The organism is Acidovorax sp. GW460-11-11-14-LB4 (genome assembly GCF_059423685.1).
Genome location: NZ_JBWKYJ010000043.1, coordinates 1 through 14,672, shown reverse-complemented (window position 1 = coordinate 14,672; position 14,672 = coordinate 1). Strand labels below are relative to the sequence as shown.

The 14,672-nt window shown below is 66.9% G+C and carries 7 protein-coding genes; 3 read left to right on the top strand and 4 right to left on the bottom strand.

Features of this window, described 5'->3' with window-relative positions:
- Positions 1-50: 50 nt before the first annotated feature.
- A complete protein-coding gene (locus AC07X4_RS15410; protein ID WP_494740582.1) occupies positions 51-6,023 on the bottom strand; it encodes an alpha-2-macroglobulin family protein in 5,973 nt (1,990 codons plus the stop codon).
- A gap of 222 nt (positions 6,024-6,245) precedes the next feature.
- On the opposite strand from AC07X4_RS15410, the gene AC07X4_RS15405 reads away from it, so the two are divergent.
- Positions 6,246-8,363 (top strand): catalase, encoded by a 2,118-nt coding sequence (locus AC07X4_RS15405; RefSeq protein ID WP_494740564.1) that lies wholly within the window; start codon positions 6,246-6,248, stop codon positions 8,361-8,363.
- Between the two features lie 42 nt (positions 8,364-8,405).
- Positions 8,406-9,014 (top strand): hypothetical protein, encoded by a 609-nt coding sequence (locus AC07X4_RS15400; protein WP_056061194.1) that lies wholly within the window; start codon positions 8,406-8,408, stop codon positions 9,012-9,014.
- 126 nt (positions 9,015-9,140) lie between these two features.
- On the opposite strand, the gene AC07X4_RS15395 is transcribed toward AC07X4_RS15400, so the two are convergent.
- The 3 genes from AC07X4_RS15395 to argH all read right to left on the bottom strand — a co-directional run bounded on the left by AC07X4_RS15395 (position 9,141) and on the right by argH (position 13,485).
- On the bottom strand, positions 9,141-10,598 hold the full coding sequence (locus AC07X4_RS15395; RefSeq protein WP_099729641.1) for a diguanylate cyclase domain-containing protein: 1,458 nt from the start codon (positions 10,596-10,598) through the stop codon (positions 9,141-9,143).
- A gap of 227 nt (positions 10,599-10,825) precedes the next feature.
- Entirely contained in the window at positions 10,826-11,818 is a 993-nt protein-coding gene (locus AC07X4_RS15390) for a Bug family tripartite tricarboxylate transporter substrate binding protein (RefSeq protein WP_056061186.1), read from the bottom strand.
- Between the two features lie 176 nt (positions 11,819-11,994).
- The gene (gene argH / locus AC07X4_RS15385; RefSeq protein WP_494740563.1) at positions 11,995-13,485 is read right to left on the bottom strand and encodes an argininosuccinate lyase; all 1,491 of its coding nucleotides are present in this window, start codon (positions 13,483-13,485) and stop codon (positions 11,995-11,997) included.
- A 52-nt stretch (positions 13,486-13,537) separates the two neighbouring features.
- On the opposite strand from argH, the gene AC07X4_RS15380 reads away from it, so the two are divergent.
- Positions 13,538-14,672, top strand: a 1,135-nt coding sequence (locus tag AC07X4_RS15380; protein WP_494740562.1) for a sensor histidine kinase, incomplete at its 3' end; no start/stop codon positions are given.

Sequence of the window (14,672 nt, the reverse complement as noted above, 5' to 3'; positions counted from 1 at the left end):
AAGGCTGTGCATGGCGACGTTATGACGAAGTGGCGTTGGGGTGTGGCGACTTATTTGGCCACCTGCACCTTCACCCGGGCGTTGGGCGACTCGCCAAACATCTCGGGCGCATACATGGCCTCGACCCGGCTCGGTGGCAGCGCAAAGTCGCCCGCGTTGTTCAGCCGCACGGTGTACTCCATCTTGACCGTGCCCTTGGGCAGGTACTCGTAGTAGCTGCGGAAGGACTCAAAACTGCGCTCCTCGAACGCGGGCCAGCCAGCGCCGCTCTTCTTTTCGCCCTGCGTGGCGATCTCGGAATCGCGACCCAGGCCGCTGCCCAGGATGGTGGCCCCGCCCGGGATGGGGTCGGTGATGGCCACCCAGGTCATGTCGGCCGTGGCGTTGACCTCCAGCGTCACGCGCAGCACGTCGCCGCGTGTGTACTGGCCGGCGGGCAGCGACTTGTTGGCCTGCTCCACCGGGGTGATGGTCTTCTTGATCGCATAGCCCGCCGCGAACGGCGCCTTGAGATCAATGGCCGCCACCGACTGCAGCGTGAGCCAAGGCTTGCCCGGGCCCTGGTGCGTGACGGCCAGCTGCTCCTTGCCGCCCGCCTTGCTCCAGGGCAGGAACATGCCGTTGTTCTTCAGGTTGCCGGGCGATGCAGGGGCGCCAAACCAGGTGATCTGGTTGGGAGCGCCGGTGGCGTCCGATGCCTTCACGCGGTCAACCTTGCTCCAGTCCACGCTGGCGGTGTTGCCACCCATGCTGGCCTTGGTGGTGCCCGACACGGGTGCGGCCTCGAACTTGGCGCTGAATTTTTCCAGCGCCAGGCCGCCCCACAGGTTGGCGGTGGTGGTGTGCCAGGCGCCCGCCTGCTGGCGGCTGATGAAGCCGTTGGCCAGGCGGCCCATGTCGTCCTTCCAGGCCGGGTCGTCCATCACCGCCAGCATAAGGCGGGCAGTGTTCACGTCGCCGTTCTGCATCAGCCACCACCAGTAGTCGTCCTGCTCGTTGCTGAAGATGAGCTTGGTGCCCTGGAACGACAGGCGGCCGCGCAGGATCTGCATCGCCTCGGCCAGGCGCTTGTCGCGCTCGGGCACATCGGCCACGCGCTTCAAGACATTGACCCAGTCGATCACCGTGTGGGTGGGCCACTGGTTGGGCGCGATGGTGATGCTGCTCACCATGCGGCCCTGGGCCTTGCCGTAGCGCGACAGCGCTTCGAGCGCAGCCACCTTGCGCATGTCCAGGTCCTTGCGCGGGCTCCAGAAGTTGCGCTGGATGCGGCCTTCCACAAACGCGATCAGGCCACGCTCCATGGGCGCGCGGGCCTCGTCGGGCAAGGCAAACGCGGGATTGATGCTGGCGGCCTCGTGCGTGGCGGCCAGCACATAGGCCGTCAGGGTGTCGCTGCCCCGGTTGGCATCGCCGTCGCGCGGCGGGAAGTAATTGGCCAGGCCATCGCTGTCGAGGTAGGTGGGCAACTGCGCCACCACGGTCTGCCACAGCGCGCCATCACGCAGGCCCACGGCCTTGCTGGTCTTTTGCTCCAGGCAGGCAAACGGGTAGCGCGCCCACCAGTCGCGCACGCCGGGCAGGCCTTCGGCCAGCTTGGGCTGCAGCGACATCTTGAGGCCGCCCCGGCCGGGCAATGCGTCGGCGGGTGAGTTCACATCGAGGTTGTAGCTACCGTCCACCTGCACCAGCGTGGCCTGCTGCACCGTGAGCGGCACCGCCTGCACGATGCGCTGGCGGGCCTTGAGGGCGTCGCGGGCGCCGCTGACCTGGTCCTTGGCTTCGATCTCCCACAGGATGGCCTCGGCGCGCGTTTGCGCCAGCTGCGCGGGGGCCGTTACGTCCCAAGCCACCTCACGCGCCTCTCCTGGCGGGATGTCGATGGTCTGTGGCTTCAGCTCCAGCAGCGTGGCGCGTGGTGCCACCTCCACCTTCATGGCGGCCTTGGTGGTGTTGCGCAGCGTGATCTGCGCGCGGAACTGGTCGTCCTCGCGCACCAGCGGCGGCAGGCCGCTGATGATCTGCAGGTCCTGCGTGGCACGGATGCTGGTGCTGCCGGTGCCAAACAGCCCGGTGGACGCATCGGCCACCGCCACGATCTTAAAGGTGGTCAGCGCATCGTTGAGCGGCACGGTGACCTTGGCTTGGCCGTTGGCGTCAAGCTTGAGTGCGGGCTCCCACAGCAGCAGGGTGTCCAGCAACTCGCGCGTGGGTGACTTGCCCCCACCACCCCCAGCGGGCACGGCCTTTTTGCCGTAGTGGCGTCGGCCAATGATTTCCATCTGCGCGGTGGAAGTCTCCACGCCCCAGCTGCGGCGCTGCAGCATCGCTTCGAGCAGGTTCCAGCTGTTGTTGGGCATCAGCTCCAGCAGCGCCTGGTCCACGGCGGCCAGGGCCACTTCGGCGTTGGCGGCGGGCTTGCCGCCCGGCAGCGTGGCGGTGATGGTGACCTGGGCTTTGCCACGCACGGCGTAGCTCTCCTTGTCAGCCTGCACCTTCACATCGATCTGGTGGGCCTGTGTGCCCACGCGGATTTCAGCCACACCCAGGCGGTATGCGGGCTTGGACAGATCCACCAGCGCCGTGGGCGCCTGGTATTCCTTGCCTTCGTACCAGAACGAGGTCCACCACTCGCGCGGCGCCTTGAAACCCCAGGTGAAGAAGCTGTACCACGGCACCTCGCGCAGGCGCCCCCGCAAGGCCAGCACGCTCACGTAGACATTGGGTCCCCAGTCGGGCTGCACCTTCAGGCTCACTGTGGGGTCCTGGCCGTTGAGCTGCACCACCTGCGTGTCGATGATGCCCTCACGCTCCACAGCCACCAGGGCCGTGGCGAAGCGGAACGGCATGCGCACCTGGAACTTGGCGGTCTCGCCGGGCTGGTAGCTCTTCTTCTCGGCCAGCAGGTCGATGCGGTCATGGTCTTCGCCACCAAACCACAGCTCGCCCTGGCGCGTGACCCACACTGACGAAGCGGCCACGCTGGTGTTGCCGTCCTTGTCCGTGGCCGTGACCACCAGTTCCACCTCGCCCGCCTCGTCGAGCTTGGCCTCGCACAGCAACAGGCCGCGCGCGTCGCTTTTGCCGCTGCACAGCGTGCCCAGGTCCTTGGTATCGGTCTGGTTGTCGTAGCTGTAGAAGCCACCCACCATGCGCTTGCGCGTGGTGGTGGTGATGCGGGCCATGGCCTGCACCTGCAGCGCGGTGTCGGCCGCCGGCTTGCCGTTGTGTTGCAGCGCCAGCGCCTGGAAGCGGATCTTCTGGCGCGCAGACACCCAGCCCTCGGTCTTGATGCCCGCCACCACACCGGCGGGCCACAGCGTCTGCGTGCTGCGAAGGGTCTGCACCTCGCCATTGGGATCGGCGTAGGTGGCCTCCAGCAGCAGTTCCTGCGGCTGGCGGGCCTGGGGCACATTGTCGATGGTGACCTTGCCCGCACCGTTCTTGTCGAGGGTGAGCGGAAGCTTGTCGGCAATCACGCGCGCGTCCTGGCTGGCGGTGGCCTCTTCGTCGTCGCTGTTGGCGTTGCTCTGCTCGCGCTTGCGGGGCGGGTTGAAGCGGAAGGTGTCGTAGTCGCTGAACTCCAGGGACTTGCCGCGCACCAGGGCCGACACGCGCACCGGCAGGTTGGCCGCGCCGCCACCGGCCACGTAGTTGATCTGCACGTCGGTGGGCACCGAACGCACGCGCACCAGCGCCTTTTTCTCGACCGGGGCGATGCGGCCTTCCAGCACGGGCAGGCGGAACTCCTCCACGCGGAACGAGCCCGACGCCAGGCTGCCATTCACCGTGCCGTTGCCCCCCAGCTCGACCTGGTACACGCCCAGCTTGGCAGCGGGCGGAATCGCAAAGGTGCTTTGCGCACTGAGCCCTCCGGTGGCCGTGCCGCGCCACACCAGGGGTTGGGTGAACTGCTGGCCGCTGCCCAGGTGCGTGATGACAAGGGTGTCGGGACGCGATGCCGACAGGGCAAAACCCTGGCGCGTTTCGGCGCGCAGCAGGTGCTTCATCGACACGGTTTCGCCCGCGCGGAACAGCGTGCGATCAAAGATGGTGTGGACGCGCTCGTCCGGCGAGGGTGCCCGGCTGGTGGGCACATTGAAGCGCCAGGGCTCAATGCCCCGCTGCCAGTCGCTCCAGGTGAAGGCCATGTCCTCCACGCCATCCACCCCCTTGTGGCGCGCGCTCACAAAGTACGACTGGCCGACCTCGTCCTCAGAATTGGAATTGCAGCCGGGCGGTTCGGACGAGAGGCCCTCCACACGGGCTATACCCTGTGCGTCGGTCACGGCCTGCGCCAGTTCGTTGCCTCGGCAGTCCGACACGCGCACCGTGGCGCCCTGCACGGGCTGGCCCTTGTCCAGCGTGGTGACCCAGGCCATGGCGTTTTCGCGGCCCAGCTTGAAATGCACCCCCAGGTTGGTCACCAGCGCCGAGGTGCGCACGTACATCGTGCGGCCTTCGCCATGGCGGTCGTCCAGCAGCGAGGCGCCGAGCTTTTGCGACGCGATCTCCACCACATGGAAGCCGGGTGTGAGCGGAATGCCCACCACCTCGAACGGGCGCGGGTCGTTGCTCGATGGCTTGGGCAGGTCCAGCGTCTTGACGCCGCCCTTGCCTGCCAGCAGCGACAGCATGCGCGACTGCACGTATTCCTTGTCGTCATCCAGCACCTTGGGCAGGGGGCCGGTCACATCCTGGCGCGCCTGCTTGCGGTTGACCACGTAACTGTCATAGCGCTGCACCTTGCGGAACCAGGCAATGATGTCCGCGTCGGTGCGGGGCTTGAGCGTGCTCACCTTGCCCGCCGGTGCGGTGGCTGTCGCAACACCCGCTTGCAGGCCCTGCACGCGCAGGGCAGCCTCCACGTTGCGCAGCGTCACGGGCAGCAGCGCAGGCGGGTTGTCCGACGCGGGGCCTTCGGCAAAACGCTCCACGATGCCAAATGGCGCCGCTGCAAACTTGGCCAGCGGCGGCATGCCGCCGGTGGACACCTTGAGCGGGAAGTTGTCCGCATTGCGCAGCGCGCGGCCCGAGGCGTCCTTGAAATCCTTGGGCAGCTCGATGGTGAAAGCGGTGTTCTCGGCCAGCGGCGCGTTGAACTGCAGGCTGTTGACCAGGGCATCGGCCTGGGCACCTTCTGCGCCGCCATCGATCTGGGGCTTGAGGGTTTCCTTGGCGGACTTGAGGCGAATGGCAGCCGCCAGCTTGCGCGGCACGGGCGCGTTGAACGACAGCATCATCGGCCGGATCGGCAGGCAGGCCGCCTGGGCGTTTTCGCGCTCGCAGCTGAACTCGGCCGAAAACGGCTCACGCACCTTGAAGTCAAAGCGTTTTTCCACCGTGTTGGCGACTCCGCTGGGGGTGGCCACCCCCTTGCCGAACACGATCTGCATGCGCGAGCCCGAGGTGAACCGGCGGTTGCAGGCCAGCGTGGCAAAGGACAGGGGCTCGCGTGCTGCGTCTTTCTCCAGGCCCAGGCCCTTGAGGATTTCGGCGCGCTGCGCCCCCTCGATCAAACGCACGGGGATGCGCTCGCCCACGCCCTCGGCCGTGCACCACACGTTGCTCTGCACGCTGGCCGTGGTGGCCGGACCATTGAGGAACAGCACAAAGAACTGCTCTTCGTCGATCTGCTCGTAGGTGCTGGGGCGGAGGTTCTGCACAAATGGCCCGCCGCTATTGAACTGATAGCTCTTGGCGCCCGTCAGTTCTGCGCCAGCGGGCGATTTGAAGCCCGGCTTGACGCTGGCGGTGCAACGCACGCCTGGCGGCAGGTCGCGCTCGAAGTCAAACACCCACTCGCGCTCGCCAGTCCAGCGGCCCGTGCCCTTGGTCACACTGGCGTCGCTGCAGCTCAGGCTCAGGGGTGTGGCCGCCTTGGGGTCCCCAAAATTGACCGCAGCAGCGTCGAACTTGGCCACCACCTGGCGCACGCGCGCCACCTCGCCCTGGGGCGAGAAGCTGGTGATCTGCAGGGCCTGGGCCCCCCAGGCCACCAGAGACAGGCTGGCGGCCAACATCCATTTTTTTGCGTTCACGCTATCCCCTCCGAAGGAACCAGCAAGCGTAACAAAGTGCCATGTCGCCCGGGTGTGTGTTGCAAGCACTTACGTATCGGCCGGGCAAGCCGTCATCACGCGCGCCCGACGACGCGCCGATAGGGCCATGTCCTACCCGCTGGGAACGCTCAGCGCCCAAAGATGGTGGCTTCGTTTTACCCCACGCACCACCCAGGAGCGCCCATGGCACGACCCCCTACCTCGCGCAGCGCGGCCCACAAATCGCCGTCTGCCCTGCCTTCTTCCACCCAGTCCGATAACTTTCGCGGCAACGCGGGCGAGCTGCAGCAACAGGCGGGCGGCAAACACCCGGTGCTGACCACGCAGCAGGGTATTGCGGTTGCCGACAACCAGAACTCGCTGCGCACTGCGCCGCGCGGCCCCACGCTACTCGAAGACTTCATCCTGCGCGAGAAGATCACGCACTTTGACCATGAACGCATTCCCGAGCGCATCGTGCATGCACGGGGCACGGCAGCCCATGGTTTCTTTGAACTCACGCACTCGCTCAAGAAGTACACCACCGCCAAGGTGCTGACCGACATCGGTGTACAGACCCCTGTATTCACCCGCTTTTCGACCGTAGCCGGGGGCGCAGGCTCGGTGGACACGCCGCGCGACGTGCGCGGCTTTGCCGTCAAGTTCTACACGCCAGAAGGCAACTGGGACCTGGTGGGCAACAACATCCCCGTGTTCTTCATCCAGGACGCGATGAAGTTCCCGGACCTGGTGCACGCCGTGAAGATGGAGCCCGACCGGGGCTTTCCGCAGGCGGCCAGCGCGCACGACACCTTCTGGGACTTTGTCTCGCTGATGCCCGAAACCCTGCACATGGTGATGTGGGCCATGAGCGACCGCACCATTCCCCGCAGCCTGCGCATGATGGAAGGTTTTGGCGTGCACAGCTTCCGTCTGCTGAACGCGGCAGGCGAGAGCACGTTTGTGAAGTTCCACTGGCGACCCAAGCTGGGCATCCAGTCCACCGTGTGGGACGAGGCCGTGAAGCTGCAATCGGCCGACAACGACTACCACCGGCGCGACCTGTTCGAAGCCATCGAGGCGGGGGACTTTCCCGAGTGGGAGCTGTCCGTGCAGCTGTTCACTGAGCAGGATGCCGAACGCTTCCCGTTTGACCATCTCGACCCCACCAAGCTCATCCCCGAAGAACTGGTGCCCTTGCAGCCCATCGGCCGCATGGTGCTCAACCGCTGGCCCGACAACTTTTTCGCCGAGACCGAGCAGGTGGCGTTCTGCCCAGCCAACGTGCCGCCCGGCATCGACTTCAGCAACGACCCCCTGCTGCAGGGCCGCCTGTTCTCGTACCTGGACACACAGCTGTCGCGCCTGGGCGGGCCCAACTTTGCGCAGATCCCCATCAATGCCCCCAAGTGCCCGTTCCACAACATGCAGCGCGACGGACACATGCAGATGCAGGTGCCCAAGGGCCGCGTCAACTACGAACCCAGCAGCCTGCAGCCTGACACGCCCCGCGCCTCGCTCGCGCAAGGCTTTCGCCACTTCGCGCAGGCCGACGATGGCGTGAAGGGCCGCGTGCGGGCCGAGAGTTTTGCCGACCACTACAGCCAGGCGCGCATGTTCTACCGCAGCCAGAGCCCGCTGGAGCAGGCGCACATGGCATCGGCGCTGGTGTTCGAGCTGTCCAAGGTCGGCACACCCCATGTGCGCGAAGCCGTGGTGGGCCATCTGCTGCATGTGGACGCAGACCTGGCCCAGCGCGTGGCCGACGGCCTGGGGCTGCCGGCACTGCCCCCTGCCCCGGCCACCACCGAGCCGGTGCAGGACCTGCCCCTGTCGCCCGCCCTGCGCATCATCGACCGCATGAAGCCCACGCTGCAGGGCCGCTCCATCGGCATTCTGGTGGCCGACGGCTCCAACGGCGCCTCGGTGACCAACCTGCGCAAGGCGCTGGAGAAAGTCGGCGCCACCGTGAAGATCGTGGCCCCCAAAGTGGGCGGTGCCGTGCTGAAAGACGGCACGCTGCTGCCCGCCGATGGCCAGCTGGCGGGCACGCCATCGGTGGTGTTTGACGCCGTGGCCTCCATCCTGTCGCCCGACATGGGCGCACAGCTGGCCAAGGAGGCGGCGGCCGTCGACTGGTTCCGCGACGCGTTCGGCCACCTCAAGGCCATTGCCGCCTGCAAGGGCACGCGGGCCATCCTGCAGGCAGGTGGCATCGAGCCCGATGCAGGCGTAGTGGACCCGGCCGACGCCCAGGGCTTCATCGCCGCTGCCCAGACCCGCCAGTGGGAGCGTGAACCCAAAGTGCGCACCCTGGCCTGAAGCCCCACCTTTTCGTTCACCCCACCACCCCAAGGATCCCCCATGCCCAAAAGCCACTACGACAGCCACCAACTCGACGACCTCGTCCTGCAGATGATGGAGACCGAACTCGGCGGCGAACAGGTGTACCGCACCGCGCTCACCTGCGCCATCAACCCCGACCTGAAGAAGGAATGGCAAGGTTATCTGGAAGAAACGCTGGCGCATCAGAACGTGGTGCGCGGCATCTGCGATGCACTGGGCCTGGACCCCGATACGCAGTCGCCCACGCGGGCCGTGGTCAAGCACATTGGCACGTCCCTGGTACAGGCGATGCAGCTGGCCAAAAAGTCTGGCAGCCCCGACGCCGCACAGCTGGTGGCCTGCGAATGTGTGGTGCACGCGGAGACCAAGGACCACGCCAACTGGGAGCTGCTGGGCCAGGTCGCCAAGGTGGCAACGGGCGATGTGGGCCACACGCTCAAGGTAGCGCACAAGGCCGTGGAAAAAGACGAGGACCACCACCTGTACCACACCAAAGGCTGGTGCCGCGAGCTGGCCATTCAGGCCCTGGGCATGCCCGCCGTGCTGCCCCCGCCCGAGGAGGTCAAGAACGTGGAGACCGCCATTGGCGCATCGCGCGCCGAGCAGCAGCGCACGGCCATGCTGTGACCGGGTTGCGGGGCTGCACGACGACAGGCCCCGTGGCGGCAAACGCTCCTAAAAATATAGCTGCAAGCGCTTTATGTACTAGCGCCTGCAGCTATTTTTGCTTGATTTCCATGCAAAACATGCTTCTCAGGCCAACGGCGGCGGGGTCTCCTGCGGCAACTCTGCAGCGCCGGGGGCTTCGGCCAATGTGGCCAGCCCTTTGCCGCTGCGCTTGCTGGTGTACAGCGCCCGGTCCGCCCGGTCCATGAGCGCGGGCATGGATTCCACAGCAGGGCCCTGGAACAAGGCGACCCCAACGCTTGCGCCGGTCAGCACGTGTTGGCCACTGTCGAGTCCAATGGGTGCCACCAGCGCTGCCAGCACCTTGTGGGCCAGTTCCATGGCGGCCTCCGGGGACGCCACAGCGTTCAGCACCAGTGCAAATTCGTCGCCGCCCAGGCGGGCGGCGGTGTCATTGGCGCGGGCCAGCCCGGCCAGACGCTGCGCCACACGCACCAGCACCTGGTCGCCACTGCCATGCCCCAGGCTGTCATTGACCGCCTTGAAACCATCCAGGTCCACCAGCAACAACGCGCCCGCACGGTGGTCACGGTAGGCCGTCAGCACCGCCTGCGACAACCGGTCTTCAAACAGGCGCCGGTTGGGCAGCCCCGTCAGGCGGTCATGGCTGGCCAGCGCCAGCACCTGCTGGTGGGCGCGCACCAGCCGAGCGCTCAACAGCCCCAGCACCAGCGCGAACGCGTAGGCCAGCATCACCACCAGCGCGGGTGCACGGCCTGCAGCCCCCCACCCGCCCGTGGGGACCGCGCCCAGGATCCAGCTGCCGCCACCCGGCAAGGGCACATCGAGCGTGGCCGGCTCCTCGTCGAACAACTGAGGGCGGCCGATGAACACCGCGCCCTGCGCGCCCATGGCGTCCAGTCCACGTGCCGCCACCTGAAAACCCATCTGGTCCGAGTTCAGGCCCACGTCGGCGAACAGGGTGTCGGCATTGACGGTGAGCGACACGATGCCCCAGTAACGGGGCCCGCCCACCGGTGCGCGCCCCGGCGGATGTGCCAGGAAAACCGGCGTGCGGCTGATGATGCCGAGCCCCCCTTGCACCAGCGGAATGGGACCTGCAACGACGGTGCGGCGGGTCTGGATGGCCCGCTCCACCGCACCACGCTGCTGCGGGTTGTCCAGGTACCGCAGGCCAATCGCTCGCTCATTGCCCACGCGCGGGTACACATCGCTGATGACGTTGTCGGGCGCCAGAGCCAGGTTGCGGATATTGCGCTGGTGCTCCAGCAGGCGGCCCACCACGGTGGCAAAGATGTCGGGCGACATGCTGCCTTGTGCGGCAATGAAGGCGGATACCGTTTCGGGCACCGACAGCGTGCTTTGCAATTGCCTGTCCAGGCGGTCGCGGATCTGCAGCAGGTGGCTTTGCGCCTGCGCAGCAATCTCGGTCCGCGCCTTGGTGTGTGAGATATCGATGACCACCCAGGCCAGCAAGGCGGCCAGTGTGCTGCTGCACACGCCCACCGCGAGGGGCAGGTACCGGTGATGGATCCAGTTCGAAGGGAGGCGGCTGGTGGGCATGAATGAGGTCCGGGATGGGTGCCGGATGGTGCCATGGTCTGTGCAGACCGGCCAGCACCGACTGCGCAAGGCGGCCGCTTTGGAGACACCCAGGCCGGTCGGTGAGACAGCCCCTTGTGGCTATGGCCCCACGGCACGGACAGCACGGACCATACGCACAGCACGCACCGCCGGTGATGCGAATGCGGGCGAGGATCAGGCGGCTTCGCAGCAGCCCTCCCCGTCCTTTATTGCGCTACAAACCCGCTGGTCTTGATGATGCGCGTCCAGGCCTCGGTGTAGGCCTTCTCGCGCGTGGCCAGCTGCTGGGGCGACATGTAGCCCACTGTGAGGCCCATGGCGGTGAGGTGCTCGCGCACATCGGGCTGGGCCACCACCTTGGCCAGCGCGTTCGAGAAGTCGGTGATGAACTTTTGCGGCGTGCCGGTGGGTGCGTAGATGCCGTAGTACGGCAGGTCTTCAAAGCCCTTGAGACCCATCTCGTCGAACGTGGGCACGTCGGGCATGGAGGCTTGGCGCTTGGTGCCCAGCACGCCCACCACGCGCACCTTGCCGGCCTTGTGGTTTTCCATGAAGTCCTGCACCGAGGCCACGCCCGCGCTGATCTGGTTGCCCAGCATGTCAGCCATCATGGGGGCGCTGCCCCGGTACGGTGCTGAGACCAGGTCCAGCTGGTACTTTTGCCCCACCAGCTTGACCAGAAACTCTGGAGTGGAAGCTGGCGCAGGAATACCCACCGCGCCCTTGCTGCCACCGGCCGTCTTGACCCACTGCACGTATTCGGTGAACGACTTGGCCGGCGTACCGCCCGACACGGCAAACGCATTCACAAACGTGGCAAAACCGCCCACCGCCACAAAGTCGCGCGCGGGTTCGTAGCCGGGGTTCTTCACCACCTGGGGCAGGATGGAGATGGTGTGGTCGTGCGTGAGGAACAGCGTGGTGCCGTCGGGCGCCGAGGCCTTGAGTGCCTGCGCGGCAATCTGGCCGCCCGCGCCGGGGCGGTTTTCGACCACCACGGGCTGGCCGAGCTCATCCTTGAGCTTCTCGGACAGCGTGCGCGCAATGGCGTCCGTACCGCCGCCGGGCGGAAAACCCACAAGCAGGCGGATGGGCTTGGCCTGCTGGGCAGACGCCAGGCCCACGGCCAATGCGGCCCCCACAAAGGCACCAGTGCGCACGAGGCGGGACAGCAGATTACGGCGGGAAGTCATTGTCATGGTGGAAATCGTTGATTTGAATGGTGTGGCTGCGGGGCGCGACCGTACAACAAGCACGGTTCAGGCCAGCGGCAGCCGCGCAAGGGCCGCCCCGCCGCGCTGGCTGCGTCTCCCTTCCCGAATTGCACAGCAATTCGAGAGAAGGGGGATGGCGCGCAGCGCCTCAGGGGGTTGACTCATTTTTCCAGGCGGGCGCGGTGGCGCGCCAGCTGGGCACGCACCTGCGCCGGGGCCGTGCCACCCAGCGTGTTGCGGGCGTTGAGCGAGCCGCGCAGGCTCAGGCACTCGTACACATCCTTCTCGATGGCGGGGTGAAAGCCCTGCAGCACGGTCAGGGGCAGCTCCGACAGGTCACACGCATGGGTGGTGGCCGCCTTCACGGCGTGGGCCACCGTCTCGTGCGCATCGCGGAAGGGCAGGCCCTTCTTGACCAGGTAGTCGGCCAGGTCGGTGGCCGTGGCATAGCCCTTGAGTGCCGCCTGCTCCATGGCCTGGGCGTTGACGGTGATGCCGCCCTCTTTCTTGCCTGTGGCGGGGTTCAACTGGCCGCCGACCATCTCGGCGAAGATGCGCAGCGTGTCCTTGAGCGTGTCCACGGTGTCGAACAGCGGTTCTTTGTCTTCCTGGTTGTCCTTGTTGTAGGCCAGGGGCTGGCCCTTCATCAGCGTGATCAGGCCCATCAGGTGACCGACCACGCGGCCCGTCTTGCCGCGCGCCAGTTCCGGCACGTCGGGGTTTTTCTTCTGCGGCATGATCGACGAGCCGGTGGTGAAGCGATCCGCAATCTTGATGAAGCCGAAGTTCTGGCTCATCCAGATGATGAGTTCTTCGGACAGGCGGCTCACGTGCACCATGCACAGGCTGGCGGCGGCGGTGAATTCGATGGCAAAGTCGCGGTCACTCACGGCGTCCAGGCTGTTCTGGCACACCACGGGGGACCCGTTCGCATCCACCATGCCCAGCGTCTTGGCCACGCGCTCGCGGTCCAGCGGGTAGGTGGTGCCGGCCAGGGCCGCGCTGCCCAGCGGCAGCACGTTGGTGCGGCGGCGCACGTCGGCCATACGCTCGGCGTCGCGCTTGAACATCTCCACGTAGGCCAGCATGTGGTGGCCAAAGCTCACGGGCTGGGCCACCTGCAGGTGGGTGAAGCCGGGCAGGATCACCTCGACGTTCTGCTCGGCCACATCGACCAGCGACACCTGCAGCTCTTTGAGCAGGTCGCCGATCAGGTCGATCTCGCCGCGCAGCCACAGGCGCACGTCGGTGGCCACCTGGTCGTTGCGGCTGCGGCCGGTGTGCAGTCGCTTGCCAGCGTCGCCCACCAGCTGCGTGAGGCGGGCTTCGATGTTCAGGTGCACGTCTTCCAGGTCCAGCTTCCACTCGAAGGCGCCAGACTCGATTTCCGACGTGATCTGCGCCATGCCGCGCTGGATGGAGGCGTGGTCTTCGGCACTGATGATGCCCTGCGCGGCCAGCATTTCGGCGTGCGCCAGGCTGCCTGCAATGTCGGCCTGCCACAGGCGCTTGTCGAAGAAAACGCTGGAGGTGTAGCGCTTGACCAGGTCGCTCATGGGCTCGGAAAACAGCGCCGACCAGGCCAGGGCCTTGGTGTCGAGCTGGTTGTGGGACGGCGCAGAGTCGGCGCTGGTGGCTTGGGCTTTGGACATAAGGAGGGCAATAATCCGGTGGTTCAGACACCCGGACTGTCCGGATGCCGCAATGCAAAACACCCAAATTTTATCGACCCAGCCCCCGCCGCCGGATTCCGCCCTGCCAGACAGGCCTGCGCGCAGCGTGCGGGCCGCTGCGGGCGCCGGGCCGGGCGGGCAGCCGCCACGTGGGCGGGCCCTGGTGTTCGATGCGTGCCAGGTCGGTGTGGTGCTGCGGGCGGTGCTGTTTGTGGAGGTGGTGGTGGGCGTGGGTGCCATGTATGGCGCCGGCAGCCCCGTCGAATGGCTGGCCAGCCTGGCGCTGCTGACCGGCGGCGCGCTGCCGGCCACGCTGGTGTGGCTGATCACGGCCTGCAGCCTCAAGACGGTGCTGCAGCGCCTGTCCACCGCGCAGCAATATGCCGCCGGGGTGCTGCTGGGGGCCGTGGCCGGTGCCTATGCCTGCGCCATGCTGGCGCTGGTGGGCCTGTCGGCATCGCCGCCCTGGCTGGCCAGCGCAGCGACAGGCGCGTTGCTGGCGGCCATGCTGGTGGCTGCGCTGGTGCTGCGCGCCCGGGGCCGCACCCCGGCCGCCACCACGGCGCGCCTGACCGAGCTGCAGTCGCGCATCCGCCCGCATTTTTTGTTCAACACACTCAACAGCGCTATTGCGCTGGTGCGTGAGGAGCCGGCCAAGGCCGAGTCGCTGCTCGAAGACCTGTCGGACCTGTTCCGCGTGGCCCTCATCGAGCAAGGCGAATCGACCACGCTGGCCGAGGAGATCACCCTGGCGCGCCGCTACCTGGGCATTGAGCAGGTGCGCTTTGGCAAGCGCCTGCAGGTGCAGTGGAACCTGGACCCACGCACCGACAGCGCGCGCCTGCCGCCGCTGCTGCTGCAGCCGCTGGTGGAAAACGCCGTCAAACATGGCGTGGAGCCCAGCGCCCGGGGCGGCAAGCTGCGCGTGCTGACCGAGCTGCGCGGCACCCGCGTGGTGGTGCGCATCACCAACACCCTGCCCCCCAAAGAGGGCAAAACCGGCAAACACGACGAGCCCAGCACGCGGGGCCATGGCATCGCACTGGCCAACGTGCGCGCGCGGCTGGCCTTGCTGCATGACGTGCAGGGCGAATTCACCGCTGGCGTGCAGGACGGGCTGTACCAGGTGCGCATCACCCTGCCCGCCGCCGACCCCACCCCTGCCG

Bases quoted from the DNA above. Each gene is read 5' to 3' on its own strand.
- argH (WP_494740563.1), bottom strand. From the start codon at position 13,485: ATGTCCAAAGCCCAAGCCACCAGCGCCGACTCTGCGCCGTCCCACAAC.
- AC07X4_RS15395 (WP_099729641.1), bottom strand. From the start codon at position 10,598: ATGCCCACCAGCCGCCTCCCTTCGAACTGGATCCATCACCGGTACCTG.
- AC07X4_RS15400 (WP_056061194.1), top strand. From the start codon at position 8,406: ATGCCCAAAAGCCACTACGACAGCCACCAACTCGACGACCTCGTCCTG.
- AC07X4_RS15410 (WP_494740582.1), bottom strand. From the start codon at position 6,023: ATGTTGGCCGCCAGCCTGTCTCTGGTGGCCTGGGGGGCCCAGGCCCTG.
- AC07X4_RS15405 (WP_494740564.1), top strand. From the start codon at position 6,246: ATGGCACGACCCCCTACCTCGCGCAGCGCGGCCCACAAATCGCCGTCT.
- AC07X4_RS15390 (WP_056061186.1), bottom strand. From the start codon at position 11,818: ATGACAATGACTTCCCGCCGTAATCTGCTGTCCCGCCTCGTGCGCACT.